Raw genomic sequence first — 16290 nt, 5'->3', positions numbered from 1 at the left:
CGAACGGTCGGCGCGGGCCGCGGGCGAGAGCGCGTCCGGAACCCCGGCGGGGATCAGTGCCCGTGGTAGGCGTGCACCACGGCGTGGCCGCGCCCCCGGCCGATCATCCACTTGTTGACCGGGACGGTCAGCACGAAGGCCAGCGCCAACGAGCCCGCCAGCGCCACCCAGAACAGCAGGTCACCGAGGCCGGCGTCCATCGCCCCCGGGACGGTGACCATCACCGTGTTGTCGATCAGCTCCATCACCAGGATCGAGACGGTGTCGGCGGCCAGCGCGACCTTGACCGCGGCGCCGACGTCGAGCCCGGCCTTCCGCACGCCGCGCATGGTCAGCGCGTAGCCGAAGACGAAGGCCAGCAGGATCGAGAGCACCACCGTCGCCCCGTTGTGCAGACCGAAGGCGGTACCCAGCACCATGCCGAGGATCTCGCCGACGGCGCAGCCGGTGAGGCAGTGCAGGGTGGCCTGCGCGGCCATCCGCCAGCCGGCCCCGCCACCACCGTGAGCCTGGTGGCCGTGGTGGCCGCCATGGGCCTGTCCATGGTGCTCATGATGCCCGTGGCTTCCGTGGCTCTCGTGGTTCCCGTGCCGCTCGCGCCCGGCGTGCTGCCGGTCGGCGTGCCCGTGGTGCCCGTGCTGCGCTGACTGCGCCATGTCGTCCTCCACTCGCCCCGGCGCCCCCTTCGGCGCCCCTCGCTCCGTCGCTGGTCGAACATATACCCCCGAGGGGTATGTAGCAATCCCGTTCCGACGCCCTCTTCCCCGGGTGCACCCGCCCGTGTTCCGATGAACGGCATGGCAGACGAACGACGTGACGGATACGACGGAACGGGCGCGGGCGCGATCACCCCGGACGGCTGCGCCGTCGAGGTGTGGAGCCGCCTCCCCGTGGGCGACGCCCCGGACGTGATCGAGGCCGCGGTGCCGTCCGGCGCCCGCATCCTGGAACTCGGCTGCGGCGTCGGCCGGATGACCCACCCCCTGACCGACCGCGGCTTCGCCGTCACGGCCGTGGACGAGTCCGCCGCCATGCTGGCCCGGGTCCGTGCGGACGTCCGCACGGTGCGCAGCCCGATCGAGGAACTCGACCTCGGCGAGCGCTTCGACGTCGTCGTGCTCGCCTCCTTCCTGGTGCACGCGGGCGACGTGACGGTCCGCCGGGGCCTGCTGGAGACCTGCCGCCGCCACGTCGCCGAGGACGGCTGCGTGCTGGTGCAGCGCGAGGGCGAGGACTGGCACCTGAACGTGCCCCGGGAGAGCCCGATCGGCCCGGACGCGCTGTCCCGGCTGATCTCGGCCACGCCGGTCGGCGACGGCGTCAATTCCGTGCGCTGCGAGTACGTCTTCCCGGACGGCACCTGGACGCAGACCTTCCTGTCCCGCCCGCTCAGCACCGAGGCGTTCGAGCAGGCGCTCGCGGAGGCCGACCTGGTGGTCGAGCGCTACCTGACCGCGGACCGCACCTGGGTCCGGGCGCGGCCGGTGCTTTAGGGCGTGCATTGCGGGTCTTCGCCGGGTGCGGCGACAGGACGGGCGCCGGACGCCGGCCCGAGTCGGCTCCGGGCCCGCAGGGGCCTGTGCGCAAAGCCGGAACAAAGGGTGAACAAAGAACCGTCACCTTCACCCCGTACCATCAGCCGCGCGCCTGGCTCGCGCGCGGCCCGCGGGCCCGGCGGGCCACGGTGGTCCCGCACGCCCTTCCGACCCGCAAGGACCCGCCCATGCCGCCCCTGTCCCACGCCCGACGGATACCCCCGGCGGGTGCCCGGTGATCGACTGGTTCCACGGGGCCGTCCTCGGCCTGATCCAGGGGCTCACCGAGTTCCTGCCGATCTCCTCCAGCGCCCACCTGCGGGTCTTCTCGGCCCTGTTCGGCTGGGACGACCCGGGTGCGGCCTTCACGGCCGTCACCCAGCTCGGCACCGAGACGGCGGTGCTGATCTACTTCCGCCGGGACATCGTCTCGATCATCAGGACCTGGGCGCTGTCGCTGTTCCGGCCGGCCCTGCGCTCGGAACCGGACGCCCGGATGGGCTGGTTCGTGATCATCGGCACCCTGCCGATCGGCATCCTGGGCAAGCTGTTCCAGGACACCATCGAGACCCACCTGCGCGACCTTCGGATCATCGGCACCACGCTGATCGTCTTCGGCCTGGTCCTGGCCTTCGCCGACCGCACCCGGGCCGTCCGCCACGCCCGTCCGATCACCGACCTCACGCTGCCGCACGCGGGCATCTACGGCTTCGCCCAGGCGCTGGCGCTGATTCCGGGCGTGTCCCGCTCCGGCGGCACGATCAGCGCGGGCCTGCTGCTCGGCTACAGCCGGGAGGCGGCGGCCCGCTACTCCTTCCTGCTCGCGATCCCGGCGGTGCTCGCCTCGGGGGCGCTGGAACTGTTCAAGATCGGGGAGGGGCCGGCCCCGGCCTGGGGGCCCACGATCATGGCCACCCTGATCGCCTTCGTGGTCGGCTACGCGGCGATCGCCTGGTTCCTGAAGTACATCTCGAACAACAGCTTCATGCCGTTCGTGATCTACCGGGTGCTGCTCGGCGTTCTGATCATCGGACTGGTCTTCGGCGGTGTCCTGGCTCCGGACGCGGGAGCGGTGAAGTAGGACCGCGCGTGCGGATGTAGAACGGGGTTCCAGAAACCTGGCCCCGCGGAAAGCGAGTGGGCCGGGACACCGACACGGTGTCCCGGCCCACTGAACGTCTGAGGACCCGGGAGGGTTCGATGGCCTCGGAGGGTTCGATGATCCGGGAGGGTTCGAGGACCAGCTCCCTAACGCCCGAACTCCCGGGCGGCGGTCAGCCGACCGCGTACGGCGGCATGGACCTCGGCCTCCTCGGCCGGGTCGGCGGCGAGCCGGCGCAACCGCTCGAGCACACGCGCGTCGCCCGTGGTGGCGACATGGCGCGCGGCGAGCTCACGCGTGGACTCCTCGCAGTCCCAGAGGCACTCGACGGCGGGCCCCTCGGGAAAGTGCACGTCGGTCGCGGCCAGCGCCTGGGCGGCGCGTCCGCGCAGTTCCGAGGAGGCTGCCTCCCCGTAGATGTGGCGCAGGACCGGTACGGCGTCGGCGGCGGCCAGCCGCCCCGCGCCGTCCACCAGCGATCCCAGCCCGGTGCCGCCGACCCCGCGCACGGAGACCCAGCGGCGCAGCCCGGCCACCACCAGCGGCGCGTCGGCCGGCTCACCGGCGTCGGCGAGCAGTTGGACGGCGGCCTCGCCGAGCGCGCTGTCGGCACCGCCGGTGGCCGGGTCCGCCCAGCGGCGGGCGTGCGCCAGCACCTCGGGGCCGCGCATCCGGCCGAGCAGTTCCAGGGCGGCCCGGACGATCCGGTCGTCCACGTCCGCGGCGGCGGCCTCGATCAGCTCGACGGCGGCCGGGTCGCGCTGCTCGACCAGGTGGCGCAGGGCGGCCCGACGGGCGCCGGGCAGGCCGTCGCGCGCCGCCTCCAGCAGCAGCGGGCGGTCCTCCGGACGGACCACGGCGGTCAGGCAGCGGGCGGCCGCGGCGGCGCGGCGGTCCACCGCGTCGGGGCCGGACGTCCGGCCGTCGCCGCGCGCGGGCTCCGGGCGGGCGTCGGGCCGGCCGAGGAAGGCGCCGGCGCCGAGGCCGCCGAGCTCGCCCTGGTCGGCCCAGGCCAGCACGTCGGCGGTGGACCAGCCGGGGGTGACACCGCTGCGGTTGATCTGGCGTTGCCACAGGTCGAAGGGTGACTGTTCGCTGGCCGCCGCCACTCTGGGGTGGTAGGCCGCCCAGAGCCGCCAGGGCCGGGGCTCGTACGCGTTGCGGATGAACTCGCGCAGTTCGGCGTCGCCCTCGGGGCCCGGCGCGAAGTGGTCCAGCACGGCGGTGCCGAGCAGCAGCAGGCCGCGGTCGTCGTCGCGCAGGGCGAGCTCGTCGAGGGCCCAGGACCAGTTGGCACCGGTGGCGGCGTACTCGCGCAGCATCAGCAGCGCGTCGCGCCGGCCGTACGAGGCGAGGTGGCCCAGGACGGAGAGGGCGAGGCCGGTGCGGCTCTCGTCGTCGGTGACCAGGTCCTCGGCGGAGTGGAGGTGGTCCTCGATGCCGTCGAGGGGGGCTTCCAGCTCCATGAAGATGCGCGCGTAGTAGAGGGAGCGACTCTCGACCTGCCAGTCGGCTCGCGGATCCCTGGTGACGCACTCCTCCAGCGCGGCGATGGCCTCGGCACGGTCGGCGGCCAGCGCGTGGAGCTGCCCGTCACCACGGCCTCGCTGAAGGAGGCCTAGGAGGCTGGCACTGGGTGCTATCACTGGCTCGAACATGAGGTCAGCATCCGTTGCGGCGGTCGTAGTGGCAACGGGATTTCCGTCGCCGGGGTCTGTGGTCGGTACTGCGGTGGGCGCCCGGGCGCCGGAATCACCGAAGGTTACCGCCTCGGACCCCCGTCCGCACACAGGGCGACGAGGGCTCCAGCCACAGTGGCATATGCCACCGGAACTTTGCCTGCGTTCTGTCCAAATCGCCCGCAAGGGTGACGACGCTGTGCGACAGTCTTCTCACTGTCCGAACTGTCCGAACGGTCCGCCTGCCGCGGGCCGCACCCGAGACGATGGGTCCGCCATGAACATGCCCTTAGGCGCCTCCCGCCCGCCGGGAGGCGCCATGGCGGACGGCGCCCCGACGGACAGCGGTTCGGACAGCGCCGACGGCGGGACGGACGGCAGAGTGGACGGCACGACGCACGAGCCGTCCGGCCCCCACCTCGGCGACGGCGGCCACCACGACGGAACCGGCCACGGCCCGATCGGCTCCGCCGAATGGGACCTGCTGACCGACGGGATCCACTGGAGCCCGGAGACCTACCACCTCCTCGGCTGCGACCCGGAGCACGGCCCGCTCAGCCTCGACCGGCTGCCCGACCGTCTCCCCGAGGCGGACCGGCCGCTGCTGCGGCGGATGATGACCGACGCGCTGGTGCACGGCCGCTGCGCCGCCGGCGCCCTGCGGGTCCGCCGACCGGACGGACGGAACGGCGGCGTCGAGTGCGCGGGCGAGCCCGTCCTCGGCACGGACGGCACCGTCGTCGCCCTGCGCATGCTGCTCCGCCCGGCCCCGCCGGCCTGAAGCACGGTCTCTCCGGCCTGAAGCACAGTTTCTCCGGCCTGGACGAACGGCCCGCCGCTCCGAACGAGAGGCCCCACCGCTCCGAACGGACGCCCCGGTCCGGGCCCGCACGCCCGGCCACCGGTCGAACCAGGTCAGGTCAGGTCAGGTCACGTCAGGTCGGATCGCGTCGGCTCGGATCCGGTCAGGTCAGCCGACGCCGGTTCTTGGCGTCCGCCGCCCGCAGCTCCCGGCCCAACTCCTCCCTCAGCTCGTCCACCACCGGCAGCCCCCGGTACTGCGCCGTCAACCGGTACATCTCGCGCAGCCGGTCCCAGGTCCGGTGCGAGGAGTTCTGGCCGATGAGGTTCATCACCATCTTGGCCTGGAACTGCGCCGCGTCCGGCTCGCCGGTGATCAGGTGCACCGAGGCCAGGGTGATCCGGTCGAACAGCGCCGAACGCAGCTGTCCGGTGCCCTCCCGCAGGGTGATCACCCGCTCCGCGTGCCGGCGCGCCTGGGGGGCCGCCCGCAGGTCGTGCTCGGAGAGCGTGCGCAGCACCAGGGCCTGCATGCCGCGCAGTTCGGCTTCGTCGAACACCTGCATCCACGAGGGCGGCGGCTCCGTCGCCTCCTCGGTGAACAGGTCCTCGGCCTCCCCGAGCAGCCGGTAGGTGTCCTGGGAGTGCCCGATCGAGGCGTGCGCCCACGCCTCGACCGTGTTGAGCATGGCGCGGGTTCTGGGCATCAACCGCCCGCCGGTCGCCTTGGCCGCCGACATCAGGTCGAGGGCGTCGTCGGCCCGGCCCAGGTGCACCATCTGCCGCGCGGCCCGGGAGATCGCCTCCCCGGCCCGCGGCCGGTCGCCGGCCTCCTTGGCCGCGTCGGCCGCGATCATGAAGTACTTCTGGGCGGTGGGCTCCAGGCCCACGTCGTGCGACATCCAGCCCGCCAGCACCGCCAGGTTGGCCGCGACCAGCCACAGCCGCTGCTCCACCTCCGGCGCGTGCCGGTGCGTCAACAGCCCGCCTACCTCGTTCAGTTGACCGACCACGGCCTTGCGCTGCAGCCCACCCCCGCGGGCCGCGTCCCAGGCCCGGAACACCTGTACCGAGTGCTCCAGCGACTCCACCTCGTCGAGCCCGACCGGGCCCGCGTCGTACACGTCCGCCACCGGGTGCGCTCCGCCCCCGGTGACCACCTGTCGGGGCCCGGGTACGGAGGCCGCGTACGCGACCGCGTCCCCGCCCAGCCAGCCCTTCAGCGAGTCGGCGATGACCGCCCCGGCCGTGAGCGCCGCTCCGGCGCCCACCAATCCACGTCGGTTCAGCATGAGGTCCATTCCCGTGAACTCGGTGAGGACCGCGGCTGTTCGATCCGGCGACCATGGCACTGCCGCGGACGCGTCCGCTCCGGACCTGGTGGGCCGGTGTCGTTCCAGACCGAGGTCCTCAGTGGTGACGACACGTCCGAGCCGCTCCGTGAACACGGCCGCCAGCACCCTCGGCACCGGATCGCGCGGGATCTCCCCCTGCTCGATCCAGCGCCGTACCCTCGACGTGTCGGTGGACAGCTGCAGCTGTCCCATCGCGGCACCCCGACGGTTGACCAGCCGCGCGAGCTCGCCCTTCGACCATCCGGTCAGGACGAACAGATCGGCCAGTCGGGTGTTGGGTTCCCTGCTCAACGAAGCCCCCAGGTTCCTCGGCTGATCCGAGGCTAGAGGCTCCGGCAAGTGCCGGGCGAGCATTCGCCACCGTTCGCCAGGGCCCGCCAGACTACTAAGCCAGTGCCCGAGGGGTGTGTTGTAGGGGTGCGCCACCTCGCCCCCCGGGTCGGGCGGTGTCCCACCAGCGTCGGGGCTGTCCCCCGACGGTGGCACGGGGCGCTCCCGGTCCTCACCCGAGGGGGTGGCGCGGCCGGGTGGCGCGGGAGCGCCGGGCACGGCCGACGGCAGTCCGGCCGACCGCATTCCCCAGGGTGCGGACGGCCGGAGCACCGCCGACCAGGGGTTCCTGACCCCGCGTCCGTGCCCGGCGCCCGTGCACCACCCACCGCACCGCTCGAGCGGCCGCGCGCAGTACCGCACCACTCGACGCACCGCACCACCCGCAGGGCCGCCGTCACGCCAGGAAGCACACGGCACCGGCCCTCCCCGCCCCCGCGGGGCAGCACCTGCCGACGGACCGGAAGGGACCACCCTCAGCCCATGTACTCCTCAGCGACGACCCCCACGCACACCGCGACCCGCCCCGCGCTGCGCCCTCCCACCGCAGCCGCCGGCCGCACCGGCCCCAAGGCGGTGCCCCCGGCGAGTCGGCCCGCGGCTCCGCGCGGTGCCGAGGGCCGGGCCACGGACCCCCGGGTCGTCCCGACCGGCCGCACGGCGCTGGGCCCCGCCGGCCGTACCGTGCTGGGACCGCGCGTCCCCGAGACCGCGTTTCCGGGCGGCCGGATGCCGCTGGCCCGGCAGGCCGACGGCCAGGTGCTGCGGGCCCGTCGGCCCGGCCAGCCCGTCGGCGGCCCGGAGCGGATCGATCCTTCGGCGCTCCAGACCCCGGCGGTCCGGGCGGCGCTCGGCAGTGTCGCGCGGATATGTCCCGCGTTCACTCCGCGCCAGGTCCTGCGCGAGGGCAGCCGCCACATCCTGGTGGCGGGCACCATCGGGCGGGCTCCGGTGGTCGCCAAGTGCCTGGCGCCACAGGCGGTGCGGAGTGAGTACTTCGAGCAGCTGGTGGCCGACTTCCACCACGAGGTGGCGGTCTACCGGGCGTTCGTCCGGCACCGCCCGCCGGTGCGGCTGCCCCGGCTGGTGGCAGCCGACCACGACCGGTGCGTGCTGGTCATGGAGCGCGTGCCGGGGCGCCCGGCGGCCCGCGAGCGCCACCCGGTCAACGCGCCCACCCCGGGCGAGGTCCGGGCGCTGCTCACCGCGGTCCGCACGCTGAACCTCTGGCGGCCGCCGACCGACGTCTTCCAGCCTCGCCTGGACTACCAGTTGGAGATCGCCCGCTACCACTCGGTGGGCCAGCTCACCGACCGGGACGCCGGCGACCTGCGCGGCCTGCTGCACGGCCTCGGCCACACCCCGCTCCAGCTCTGCCACGGCGACGCCCTGCTCAGCAACATGCTGCTGGCGCCGTCCGGCCCGGTGCTGGTCGACTGGGAGCAGGCTGGCTGGTACCTGCCGGGCTACGACCTGGCGGTGCTCTGGAGCGTCCTGTCCGGGGACACCGCGGCACGCCGCCAGATCAGCCAACTCGCCCAGAGCGGCGGCACACTGGCCCGGGACGCGTTCCTGGTGAACCTGGCGCTGGTGCTGATGCGGGAGATCCGGCTGTACGACGTGCCGGGCGCCGGCGAGGAGCAGCGGATCATGATCCGCCGCCTCTACGACGACGCGGCGCTCGCCCGCCGGGCCGTCCGCGCCGCCGTCGGGACCCGCTGAACCGTGCGGGCCCGGGGACGCACCCGGGCCCGCACCCGTGCCTGTGCCTGTGCCCGTTCCCGGGCCCGTCCCGTCGATCGGCGCGGACCCGGGAAGGGCCGGCAGGACGGACCTACGGCCGGGCGTCCCGCTCCAGGGCGGCCCGGCCGGCGGCCTCCAGGACGGCCTCGTCGGGGGCCAGGTGCACCCGGCTGCTGAGCACGTCCCGCAGGTAGCGCTCCAGCGGGTGGCGCCGGCTCAGGCCGGGGTTGCCGGTGAGGGCGACGGCCTGCTGGACCACCGACGTCGCGGCCCGGGTCACCAGCAGGTGGGCCGGTCCGGTCCGGGCGACGGCCTCCGGCTCGCCCCGGTCCACCCGGGGGGCCAGGCCCTCGACCAGTTCCTCCGCGCCGATCAGCTGGGCCTCGATCTCGCCGAGGGCGGTCCGGTAGCGGGGCAGGGTGCCGAGCGGCTCGGTCAGATTGGCCGGGGTGCGCTGGTTGAGGAAGCGGATCAGCCAGGCCTCGGCGGCCCTGGCGACCCCGATCGCCACCGCGGAGAGCGCCAGGTCGTGCCAGGCCAGGGTGAGTTCGGCCTCGGCGTCGGCACCCTGACGGCCCGTCCGGCGACCGGGCGTCAGGCCCAGCGCGAGGTCGCCCGGCACCCGGACCCCGTCCAGCACCACGTCGTGGCTGGCACTGGCCCGCAGCCCGAGCTGGTCCCAGGTCGGGTCGATCTCCAGGCCCTCGCTCTCGCCGCGGACCAGGAAGGTGCCGATCCTCGGCTCCTCCTCGTCGGTCCGCGCGGTCACCGCCATCCAGGCGAGCGCCTCGGCGCCGGTGCAGTACGTCTTCCGGCCCGTCAGCAGCCAACCGTCGCCGTCCCGTCGGGCGACGGTGCCGGGCAGGTCGCCCGCCGCGGCACCGGGCTCCGCCCGCAGCGTGTTGACGAGCGCCGGGCCGCGCCGGGACTCGGTGAGCAGCCGCCGGTAGCCGGCCGTCGGCCAGTCGGCGCGGCGGGCCTGCTCGGCGTGCCGGAGCAGGGTGAAGGCGGTGACCACCGCCACCGAGGCGTCGCCGCGGCCGAGCCGGGACAGCACCCGGACGGTGTCGGCGAGCGTTCCGCCCGGTCCGCCGTACCGTTCGGAGACGGTGAGGGTGAGCAGCCCGGCCTCGTGGACGGCCTCGATCCCCTGGTACGGGAAGGTCGCGTCGCGGTCGTGCTCCTCGGCGCGGGCGGCCAACAGGTCGACCACCCGGGGCAGTCCGGCGAGGGCGCCGTCGATCGCGGCCCGGGCGGGGCCGGTGCGGTCGGGCCCCGGGCCACCGGCCTCGGGGTCCCCGGTCGCGGGGGCGGGGGAACCGGCGGGCGGGGAACCGGCCGGTGTGGGGGCGGTGGATTCGAGATGGCCGGAATCGGACCGGTCGGAACCCGCCGATCGGGCGGCGGTCCGGGGACGGCGCCCGGCGGAGCCGCCCTTGGCCGGAACTTCCTCCGCGGAGGCGCTCGCGGGCGAACGGTCGCCGGGGGACCGGTCGTCGGACACCCGGTCCTCGGGCGAACGATCGGCGGTCGAACGGTTGGCGGCGCGGGTCGTCATGATGCTGTGCCTCCGGGCGGCAGCGTGGGCTCGACGGATGCGGGCGGCACGCCGTACGGGCGCGCGGTACCGATGGGCGGCCCCGGAGGTCGGCTCACCGCCCGTCCCCTGGTGTCGGCGCCGACCGGACAACCGGTCGGCCCCCCGCCGCCGGGGGAACGAGCCCCCCTCAGCGGCCCGGACACGCCGCGCTGGCGGTGCGCCGCAGGTCGAGGTGCCTGCGGCGGGTCAGCAGCGGAAGACGGCACGGCATGTTCGCGACTGTACGAACCGTTGATCGATACCGTCAAGCAGCGTCCGGGTCCCGGGCGGAGCCGGACGGCCCCGGCGGGGTCAGCCCTGCTGGAACATGTCCGAGGGGAGCGGCTTCAGCAGCTGATACAGGTCGTCCGAAATCGGTCGGTCCCAGGAGGCGACGGTGACCAGGACGCCGTCGCTGCGGCCGAACTGGGCGCAGAACACGCGTTCCTCGCTGACCTTGACCTTCTTCACGATCAGCAGGTCGTCCCCGAGCATCACCGGGAAGTCCTCGGCCGAGACGAACTCGACCGGCTCGTCGTTCTCCAGCGCCGCGAGCAGTTGCCGGACCTCGAAGGGCACGTCGTCGCCGGTCTCCCGGGCGGGCGAACCCTCGGGGAGGTTGCCGATGAACATCGCCGGGCCTCTGCCGCCGAACAGGTCGTAGCGCAGGAAAATCCCCTGGCAGGAGCCGTCCGGGCCGGTCATCATGGCCGCACCGAAGTCACCGGGCCAGTCGCCCGGGTCCATCGCGAGCACGTCGAAGTCCGGGCCGGCGGGCTGTCCGGAGCGACGGCGGAGAAAAGACATGGGAACATCGTACGTGTCCGGCACACCACGCTCGCGAGGTGGGTGGGGCGCCGACGGGGGACCACCGGGAGATCGACGCTCAGAGACCAATGTTGACTCTGAGCAACCGTCCGGGCTACGTTCGGTTCAGCACGACAGCCGTTCCGGGTTTCACCCTCCGGGGGGACGGCATGTCGCAACGCGGCCCTACACGCGTTTCCCTCACTGTGCACTCGTCGTGCCGAACTGCCGAGCACCCAGCTTCGTCGTCGCACACAGCACAAACACACAAGCCAACAGTTCCATGCATCACAAGCCAGATCCGCGGGGCCCCGGCCTGTCGCTCCCGTGGATCTGCTCGGGACGCCGCCGCGTGGGGGCGTGCGGGTCCCGAGCGCCGGTGCCGTCATCCGAGTCGCTCTCGGCTTCGGCACCACGCCTCCCGGCGACTGCCGGCCCCATCACGGGGCCGGGACCGGCCGACGCACCCCGGTGCGCAGGGGATGACTGGGAGGATGGCCCGGCAACTGCCGAGCCGCACAGCAGGCGCCGTGTCTGGCCGCGTGGGGGCGGTGGGCACGGCGTCTGCCTGTGCTCATACTCTGAGCTGCGTTTGTCTAACAGTCAACAGAAATTCTGACGTGGCACGCTCAATGGATCATGAGTTGTGATGTTCGGACCCGAAAGGTCGCCCACGGAGCGGACCCCCGTCCATCGAGGGCCCGCTCCGGTGGTTCCCTGCGTGGCGCGCCTCAGGTGAGGTCGAACTCGCCGTCCCGGGCACCGAGCACGAAGGCCCGCCACTCGCCCGGGGTGAAGACCAGGATCGGCCCGTCCTCCTGGCGGCCGTCCCGCATCCCGATGTAGCCGTCCACGAAGGCGATCTGGACGTCCCCGACGCCCTGACTGCTGCACAGCCACTCCGCCCCGGTGAAGTCCACCCTGGGCTTCCCGCTCGGTGCCAGATCCGGCTGTGCCACGCCGACCTCCGTGTCCGTCCCGCTGTTGGATCCCACTGACCGCTCTCCTCCCGACGGCATTCCCGGACCAGCCTAGCCACACCGCCCGGCCCCGGTCAGCGGGTTGACGAGGACTCCTCCGGGCGGGGAAGGGCGCGGCCGGAGGAAGGGTCGAGGCGTGTCCCGACCGGCGGGGGCGGCGGGCAGCTGCCAGAGTGCTGCCAGGACGCCGCCACGCGGCCTCCCCGGCCCCGCAGGACCGTCCCGGCGGGACCAGTGCCGGGCGGGCCGGTGGAACGGGCCGTCCGGCCGCCCGCGGGAATCCGCGACCCCGACGGCGGCCCCGCCCGAGCGGGCCGGCGCCCCGATCCGCCGCGCTGTTCGAACGCTCGGCGCCGCTCGACCGTTCTGACCGACGATCCACCCACCGACCCACTCAAGGGAGCAGCCGATGAGCCGCCGGGACGGCACCCGCGCCGACGTCATCCCCATCTCCGACGCACCCTCGGCCCATCCCCCGGCACCCCGCACGCCCCCCTCGCCCACCCCGTTGCCCCGACCGACCCCGGCCCGGCCCTCCGCACACGGGCGGGTCGGGGTCGTCCTGGTCTCGCACAGCCAGGAACTGGCCACCGCCGTACGCTCCCTCGCGCTCGCGCTGACCGGATCCGACTCCCCCGCGCCGGTCGCGGCGACCGGCGGCGACCCGTCGGACGGACCGGGCATCAGCGCCGTCCTGGTGGCCGCCGCGACCCGCCGGGTGGACCAGGGCCACGGCGTGGTGGTGCTCGCCGACCTGGGCGGGGCGGTCACCACCGTGCGCGCGCTGCTGTCCGCGGCCGAGGAACACGGGCTGCCGTTCCCGGTCCGGTTCGCCAACGCCCCGTTCGTCGAGGGCGCGGTGGCCGCCACCGCGACCGCCACCGCGGGCGGGGACCTGGCCGCCGTCCTGGACGCGGCCGAGGAGGCCTACCGGCAGTACAAGGGCTGACCCGGCCCGGGGCGGGAACCGCGGCGGGCGGCTCCAGGGCCCGCGCGCGGCGCCGGGGCGGGCGGACCGGTGGCCCCCGCGGGCCTTCCGCCCGGTGCGCCGCCCGGTGCGCCGCCGCCCGGCGTCAGGGGCGCTCCCTGCCGTCCCAGGTGAAGACCGCCGGGCCCTCGCACTCCAGCGCGTGGCGCAGCCGTTCGTGCTCGCTCTCGACCATCGGCGGCAGCTCGTCCAGCCCGAACCAGCCGACGTCCAGCGACTCGTCGTCGTTCACCCGCGCCTCGCCGCCGACCGCCCGACAGCGGAAGGTCAGCACCAGGTACTGCGTCACGTCGCCGTTCGGGTACGTCACCTGCGGCGAGACCGTGGCGGAGGCGAGCAGCTCGGGCACGACCACCACCCCGGTCTCCTCCTCGCACTCGCGCACCACGCCGTCCGCCGGCTGCTCGCCCGGGTCGAGGATGCCGCCCACCGGCGCCCACCGGCCGTCGTCGGCCCGTCGGGCGAGCAGCACCCGGTCGCGGTCGTCGAACACGACGGCGACGACGGCGCTCAGCCAGAGCGGGCGGGTGCCCACGACGGCGCGGAGTTCGGCGAGGAAGGGGGGAATGGCCATGGCCGCAGCCTATCGGGGCGGTTCGGGGCTATCCCGGCGGCTCGGGGTCGGCCCCGCGCGGACGGCCGGCGTCGGACACCCCCGCGTCGGACACCCCCGGGCCGGACGCCGGCCCGGCGTCCGGCCCGTTGCCCGGTCCGGCGTCCGGGCCGGCGTCGGGGCGCAGCAGGGCGAGCACGGTCAGCCCGAGGATGCGGAGGTCGAGTCCGAGCGAACGGTGCTCGACGTACCAGAGGTCGAGCTCGGTCCACTCGGGGCGGCCGAGCGGGCGGGGCGTCCGGCTCCGGCTCACCGCCTGCAGTTGGGCCCAGCCGGTGAGGCCGGGTCGGACCGCGAGCCGGCCGCGCTCGCGGCCCGAGCACCGAGACACCTGGTCGGGGCCGACCGGTCGCGGCCCGACCACCCCCATCTCGCCGCGCACCACGTTCCACAGTCGGGGCAGCTCGTTCAGGCCGGTGCGGCGCAGCAGGGCGGCGAGCCGGCCGTCCCCGTCGGCGCGGAAGCGCAGGAGCAGGAATTCACGGCCGTGTCGGCCGACCCGGGTCTGCCTCCGGAGGATCGGGCCGTCGGCGGTGCACCGGAGCAGCACGGCGATCAGCAGGGCCAGCGGCAGTGCGACGATCGCGGCCAGGGCGGCGACGGCGAGGTCCCCGGCGCGCCTCATGAGGCGGCCGCGGCACGATCCGGTCTGCCGCCCATCGCTCCCCCTCCACGGCGCTTCGAGACGGAAGAACGCATTCACAGTAGGGGCGACATGAAGCCCTTGTCCGGGAATGGTGAAAGAAGAGGGCCCAAGATTGTCCGACTGGACGATATTAAGTCGGTCTGACCAATTTCGCTCGATCCGCGTTTCGAAATGCCGAAAGCGATCGACGTTACGGGTGGGGGACGAGGCCCGGCGGAACCCGAAAACCGCACGGCCGGTACGTGGAGGAGCCGCGAACAGGTCGGGAACAGGTCGCGAACGGGACTCCGTCAGAGCAGCGCGCGGCGGCGGTCGCGGAACAGACCGAAGGCGATCCGGCCCAGCAGCAGAACGCCGGCGGCCAGACAACCGGCCACCGCCATCGCCCAGGCCGGCCCGTCACTGTCCGGCACGAACACGGCCACCACGATGCCGAGAGCCAGGCAGGCCAGGCCCACCACGGTCAGCGGGAGCTGGTGGGTGACCAGGGCTCCCCCACTGCACGCGCGAGCCATCCGGGAGGCCCCGTGGAGGTGGAAGGGGTCACGGTCCGCATCTGCCATGAGCCCAAGGTACCCCGGGGCGGGGCGGGTGGCAGCCCTCAGGGAGTGAATGTGTGAACACGCTGCGCGACCGACGGATCCGGGCTGGTCAGGGGCCCGCCGGGGCCGCGCCGAAGTGTGTCCGAGACGTCCGCACCGGCATTCCGGCTCCACAATCAGTCCACGAAAAATCCTCGTCCCCCCGGTACAACCATCCGCCCGGTGCAGCGGTCTCAATGGCATTGAGTGATCCAGGAGCCGTTCGAGGGACGGGTGTGAACCCCCCACCGAGAACAGGAATATCCAGGAGCGGAGCCGCCGCCCCTGGAGTCGGAGGCCGGGCTCCGTCCTCCGGCGGTACCGCCACGCCGCTCGGCGAACGAGGGGGAACCGTGCCGCAGTCCCAGTCCACTACATCGACCTCCATGGCCCGCGCCCGGCCGGCCCCCGGCGTGCGCGCGCTGCCTCCGCCCGTCGGACGGCCCGCGAACGGGCGCGGCACCGGCCGACCCACCGACCATCCGCACGGAGGCCACCTGCACGTCCAATACCTTCACGGCGAGCAGCACCACGGCTCGCACCGGGACGGCGGGGGCCGTCACCGGGCGACCGTCGACGCGGAACAGCAGGACGCTCGGGGCGAATGGCTGCGGTTCGCCCCCGTCCAGCCGCTGTTCCGGGCCATGGCCGCCCAACGGCTCGCCGTCCTGGCGTACCACGGGGTGACCGACCACCGGTCCTTCGGCGCCCAGCTCGACCGGCTCCGGCGGCTCGCCACACCCGTCTCGCTCGACGCGGTCCTCCGCGCCGTGACCGAGCGGCGGCCACTGCCACCCCGGAGCGTCCTGGTCACCTTCGACGACGCCGACCGGAGCGTGCTCACCCACGCCCTGCCGGCCCTCGACGCCCGGGGCATCCCGGCCACCGCCTTCGTCATCTCGGAGCTCATCGGCACGGAACGGCCGTTCTGGTGGCACGAAGCCGACTTCCTGGCCCGGCACGGGGGCCGGGCCCGGTCGCTCGACTGCGGACACCCCTCCCAGCTGCTCCCCCGGCTCAAGGCCATGCCGGACCCGGACCGCCGACGCAGCCTGCACGAACTACGCGTCAGCGCCGACCGCCGGCCGCCCCGTCAGGAACAGCTGACCCCGGCCGACCTGCTCGCCCTGCGGGACGGCGGTGTGGCGATCGGCAACCACACCCAGGGACACCCGTGCCTCGGGCGCTGCGACGACGACACCGTGCGCGCCGAGATCACCGGCGCCCACGAGGCCCTCACCCGCTGGCTCGGCGAACCGCCGATCGCCTTCGCCTACCCGGACGGCGGCCACGACGTCCGCGCCGAAGCCGTCCTGCAGGAGCTCGGCTACCGCCTCGGCTTCCTCTCCGACCACCGTCTGGGCCCCCGGCTCCCCACCCACCCCCTCCAGATCAGCCGCCTCCAGGTCGACTCCACCACCAGCACCCGCCGCTTCGACACGATCCTCTCGGGCCTGGAACCCGCCTACCGCCGCTGGCGCCGCCAAGCCGTCGCCTGACCTCGGCCGCGCTGCGTGGGAAGTCGGCCGGGCCGACTTCCCACGCAGCGCA

Annotated in this window: 17 protein-coding genes; 7 read left to right on the top strand and 10 right to left on the bottom strand. The window is 74.1% G+C overall.

All coding sequences use genetic code 11. The annotated features are described in order from the left end of the window. Positions 1-53: 53 nt before the first annotated feature. Complete coding sequence (locus ACWD4P_RS35430) at positions 54-479, bottom strand: DUF4396 domain-containing protein (protein WP_449782456.1); 426 nt, start codon at positions 477-479, stop codon at positions 54-56. 33 nt (positions 480-512) lie between these two features. Here ACWD4P_RS35430 and ACWD4P_RS35425 point away from each other — a divergent pair, with 33 nt between their 5' ends. The 3 genes from ACWD4P_RS35425 (at position 513) to ACWD4P_RS35415 (ending at position 2616) form a co-directional block, all read left to right on the top strand. Then, positions 513-647, top strand: coding sequence for a hypothetical protein (locus tag ACWD4P_RS35425; RefSeq protein ID WP_449782455.1), 135 nt, complete (start codon positions 513-515; stop codon positions 645-647). Between the two features lie 150 nt (positions 648-797). Then, positions 798-1493, top strand: coding sequence for a class I SAM-dependent methyltransferase (locus ACWD4P_RS35420; protein ID WP_359831499.1), 696 nt, complete (start codon positions 798-800; stop codon positions 1491-1493). A gap of 280 nt (positions 1494-1773) precedes the next feature. Next, positions 1774-2616 (top strand): undecaprenyl-diphosphate phosphatase, encoded by an 843-nt coding sequence (locus ACWD4P_RS35415; RefSeq protein ID WP_449782457.1) that lies wholly within the window; start codon positions 1774-1776, stop codon positions 2614-2616. 167 nt (positions 2617-2783) lie between these two features. Here ACWD4P_RS35415 and ACWD4P_RS35410 read toward each other — a convergent pair whose 3' ends face one another. Next, positions 2784-4295 carry a HEAT repeat domain-containing protein gene (locus ACWD4P_RS35410; protein WP_449782454.1) on the bottom strand — a complete coding sequence of 504 codons (1512 nt, stop codon included), beginning with the start codon at positions 4293-4295 and terminating at the stop codon, positions 2784-2786. Between the two features lie 340 nt (positions 4296-4635). On the opposite strand from ACWD4P_RS35410, the gene ACWD4P_RS35405 reads away from it, so the two are divergent. Further along, complete coding sequence (locus tag ACWD4P_RS35405) at positions 4636-5097, top strand: PAS domain-containing protein (RefSeq protein WP_449782453.1); 462 nt, start codon at positions 4636-4638, stop codon at positions 5095-5097. Between the two features lie 184 nt (positions 5098-5281). Here the strand turns inward: ACWD4P_RS35405 and ACWD4P_RS35400 are convergent, their stop codons facing one another. Next, positions 5282-6763, bottom strand: coding sequence for a DNA-binding protein NsdB (locus tag ACWD4P_RS35400; protein WP_359829647.1), 1482 nt, complete (start codon positions 6761-6763; stop codon positions 5282-5284). Positions 6764-7285: 522 nt separating this feature from the next. Here ACWD4P_RS35400 and ACWD4P_RS35395 point away from each other — a divergent pair. Then, positions 7286-8524: a phosphotransferase gene (locus ACWD4P_RS35395; RefSeq protein WP_449782452.1), complete on the top strand. Its 1239-nt coding sequence runs from the start codon at positions 7286-7288 to the stop codon at positions 8522-8524. A 112-nt stretch (positions 8525-8636) separates the two neighbouring features. Here the strand turns inward: ACWD4P_RS35395 and ACWD4P_RS35390 are convergent, their stop codons facing one another. From ACWD4P_RS35390 to ACWD4P_RS35375, 4 genes are all read right to left on the bottom strand, one after another. Then, positions 8637-10103: an acyl-CoA dehydrogenase family protein gene (locus ACWD4P_RS35390; RefSeq protein ID WP_449782451.1), complete on the bottom strand. Its 1467-nt coding sequence runs from the start codon at positions 10101-10103 to the stop codon at positions 8637-8639. Between the two features lie 169 nt (positions 10104-10272). Next, on the bottom strand, positions 10273-10356 hold the full coding sequence (locus ACWD4P_RS35385; RefSeq protein WP_350526312.1) for a putative leader peptide: 84 nt from the start codon (positions 10354-10356) through the stop codon (positions 10273-10275). A gap of 80 nt (positions 10357-10436) precedes the next feature. Then, the gene (locus ACWD4P_RS35380) at positions 10437-10931 is read right to left on the bottom strand and encodes a hypothetical protein (RefSeq protein WP_359829644.1); all 495 of its coding nucleotides are present in this window, start codon (positions 10929-10931) and stop codon (positions 10437-10439) included. A gap of 731 nt (positions 10932-11662) precedes the next feature. Further along, positions 11663-11890 carry a DUF397 domain-containing protein gene (locus ACWD4P_RS35375; RefSeq protein ID WP_359829643.1) on the bottom strand — a complete coding sequence of 76 codons (228 nt, stop codon included), beginning with the start codon at positions 11888-11890 and terminating at the stop codon, positions 11663-11665. A gap of 430 nt (positions 11891-12320) precedes the next feature. Here ACWD4P_RS35375 and ACWD4P_RS35370 point away from each other — a divergent pair, with 430 nt between their 5' ends. Further along, positions 12321-12860: a PTS-dependent dihydroxyacetone kinase phosphotransferase subunit DhaM gene (locus ACWD4P_RS35370; RefSeq protein WP_359829642.1), complete on the top strand. Its 540-nt coding sequence runs from the start codon at positions 12321-12323 to the stop codon at positions 12858-12860. 124 nt (positions 12861-12984) lie between these two features. Here ACWD4P_RS35370 and ACWD4P_RS35365 read toward each other — a convergent pair whose 3' ends face one another. The 3 genes from ACWD4P_RS35365 to ACWD4P_RS35355 all read right to left on the bottom strand — a co-directional run bounded on the left by ACWD4P_RS35365 (position 12985) and on the right by ACWD4P_RS35355 (position 14721). Further along, a complete protein-coding gene (locus ACWD4P_RS35365; protein WP_359821725.1) occupies positions 12985-13473 on the bottom strand; it encodes an NUDIX hydrolase in 489 nt (162 codons plus the stop codon). A gap of 28 nt (positions 13474-13501) precedes the next feature. Beyond that, a complete protein-coding gene (locus ACWD4P_RS35360; RefSeq protein ID WP_449782450.1) occupies positions 13502-14137 on the bottom strand; it encodes a sugar transferase in 636 nt (211 codons plus the stop codon). Between the two features lie 311 nt (positions 14138-14448). Beyond that, a complete protein-coding gene (locus ACWD4P_RS35355; protein ID WP_359821730.1) occupies positions 14449-14721 on the bottom strand; it encodes a hypothetical protein in 273 nt (90 codons plus the stop codon). A gap of 371 nt (positions 14722-15092) precedes the next feature. Between ACWD4P_RS35355 and ACWD4P_RS35350 the strand changes: the two genes are divergently transcribed. Further along, on the top strand, positions 15093-16238 hold the full coding sequence (locus ACWD4P_RS35350; protein ID WP_449782449.1) for a polysaccharide deacetylase family protein: 1146 nt from the start codon (positions 15093-15095) through the stop codon (positions 16236-16238). Positions 16239-16290: the final 52 nt, after the last annotated feature.

It is taken from the genome of Kitasatospora sp. NPDC002543, from assembly GCF_053594915.1.
This window is presented reverse-complemented; position numbering and strand designations above follow the sequence as displayed.

What these genes read in the sequence shown, in the direction of transcription:
- ACWD4P_RS35390 (WP_449782451.1), bottom strand. Translation starts at nt 10,103, where the DNA reads ATGACGACCCGCGCCGCCAACCGTTCGACCGCCGATCGTTCGCCCGAG.
- ACWD4P_RS35395 (WP_449782452.1), top strand. Translation starts at nt 7,286, where the DNA reads ATGTACTCCTCAGCGACGACCCCCACGCACACCGCGACCCGCCCCGCG.
- ACWD4P_RS35420 (WP_359831499.1), top strand. Translation starts at nt 798, where the DNA reads ATGGCAGACGAACGACGTGACGGATACGACGGAACGGGCGCGGGCGCG.
- ACWD4P_RS35355 (WP_359821730.1), bottom strand. Translation starts at nt 14,721, where the DNA reads ATGGCAGATGCGGACCGTGACCCCTTCCACCTCCACGGGGCCTCCCGG.
- ACWD4P_RS35380 (WP_359829644.1), bottom strand. Translation starts at nt 10,931, where the DNA reads ATGTCTTTTCTCCGCCGTCGCTCCGGACAGCCCGCCGGCCCGGACTTC.
- ACWD4P_RS35365 (WP_359821725.1), bottom strand. Translation starts at nt 13,473, where the DNA reads ATGGCCATTCCCCCCTTCCTCGCCGAACTCCGCGCCGTCGTGGGCACC.
- ACWD4P_RS35360 (WP_449782450.1), bottom strand. Translation starts at nt 14,137, where the DNA reads ATGAGGCGCGCCGGGGACCTCGCCGTCGCCGCCCTGGCCGCGATCGTC.
- ACWD4P_RS35430 (WP_449782456.1), bottom strand. Translation starts at nt 479, where the DNA reads ATGGCCGCGCAGGCCACCCTGCACTGCCTCACCGGCTGCGCCGTCGGC.
- ACWD4P_RS35370 (WP_359829642.1), top strand. Translation starts at nt 12,321, where the DNA reads ATGAGCCGCCGGGACGGCACCCGCGCCGACGTCATCCCCATCTCCGAC.
- ACWD4P_RS35385 (WP_350526312.1), bottom strand. Translation starts at nt 10,356, where the DNA reads ATGCCGTGCCGTCTTCCGCTGCTGACCCGCCGCAGGCACCTCGACCTG.
- ACWD4P_RS35405 (WP_449782453.1), top strand. Translation starts at nt 4,636, where the DNA reads ATGGCGGACGGCGCCCCGACGGACAGCGGTTCGGACAGCGCCGACGGC.
- ACWD4P_RS35410 (WP_449782454.1), bottom strand. Translation starts at nt 4,295, where the DNA reads ATGTTCGAGCCAGTGATAGCACCCAGTGCCAGCCTCCTAGGCCTCCTT.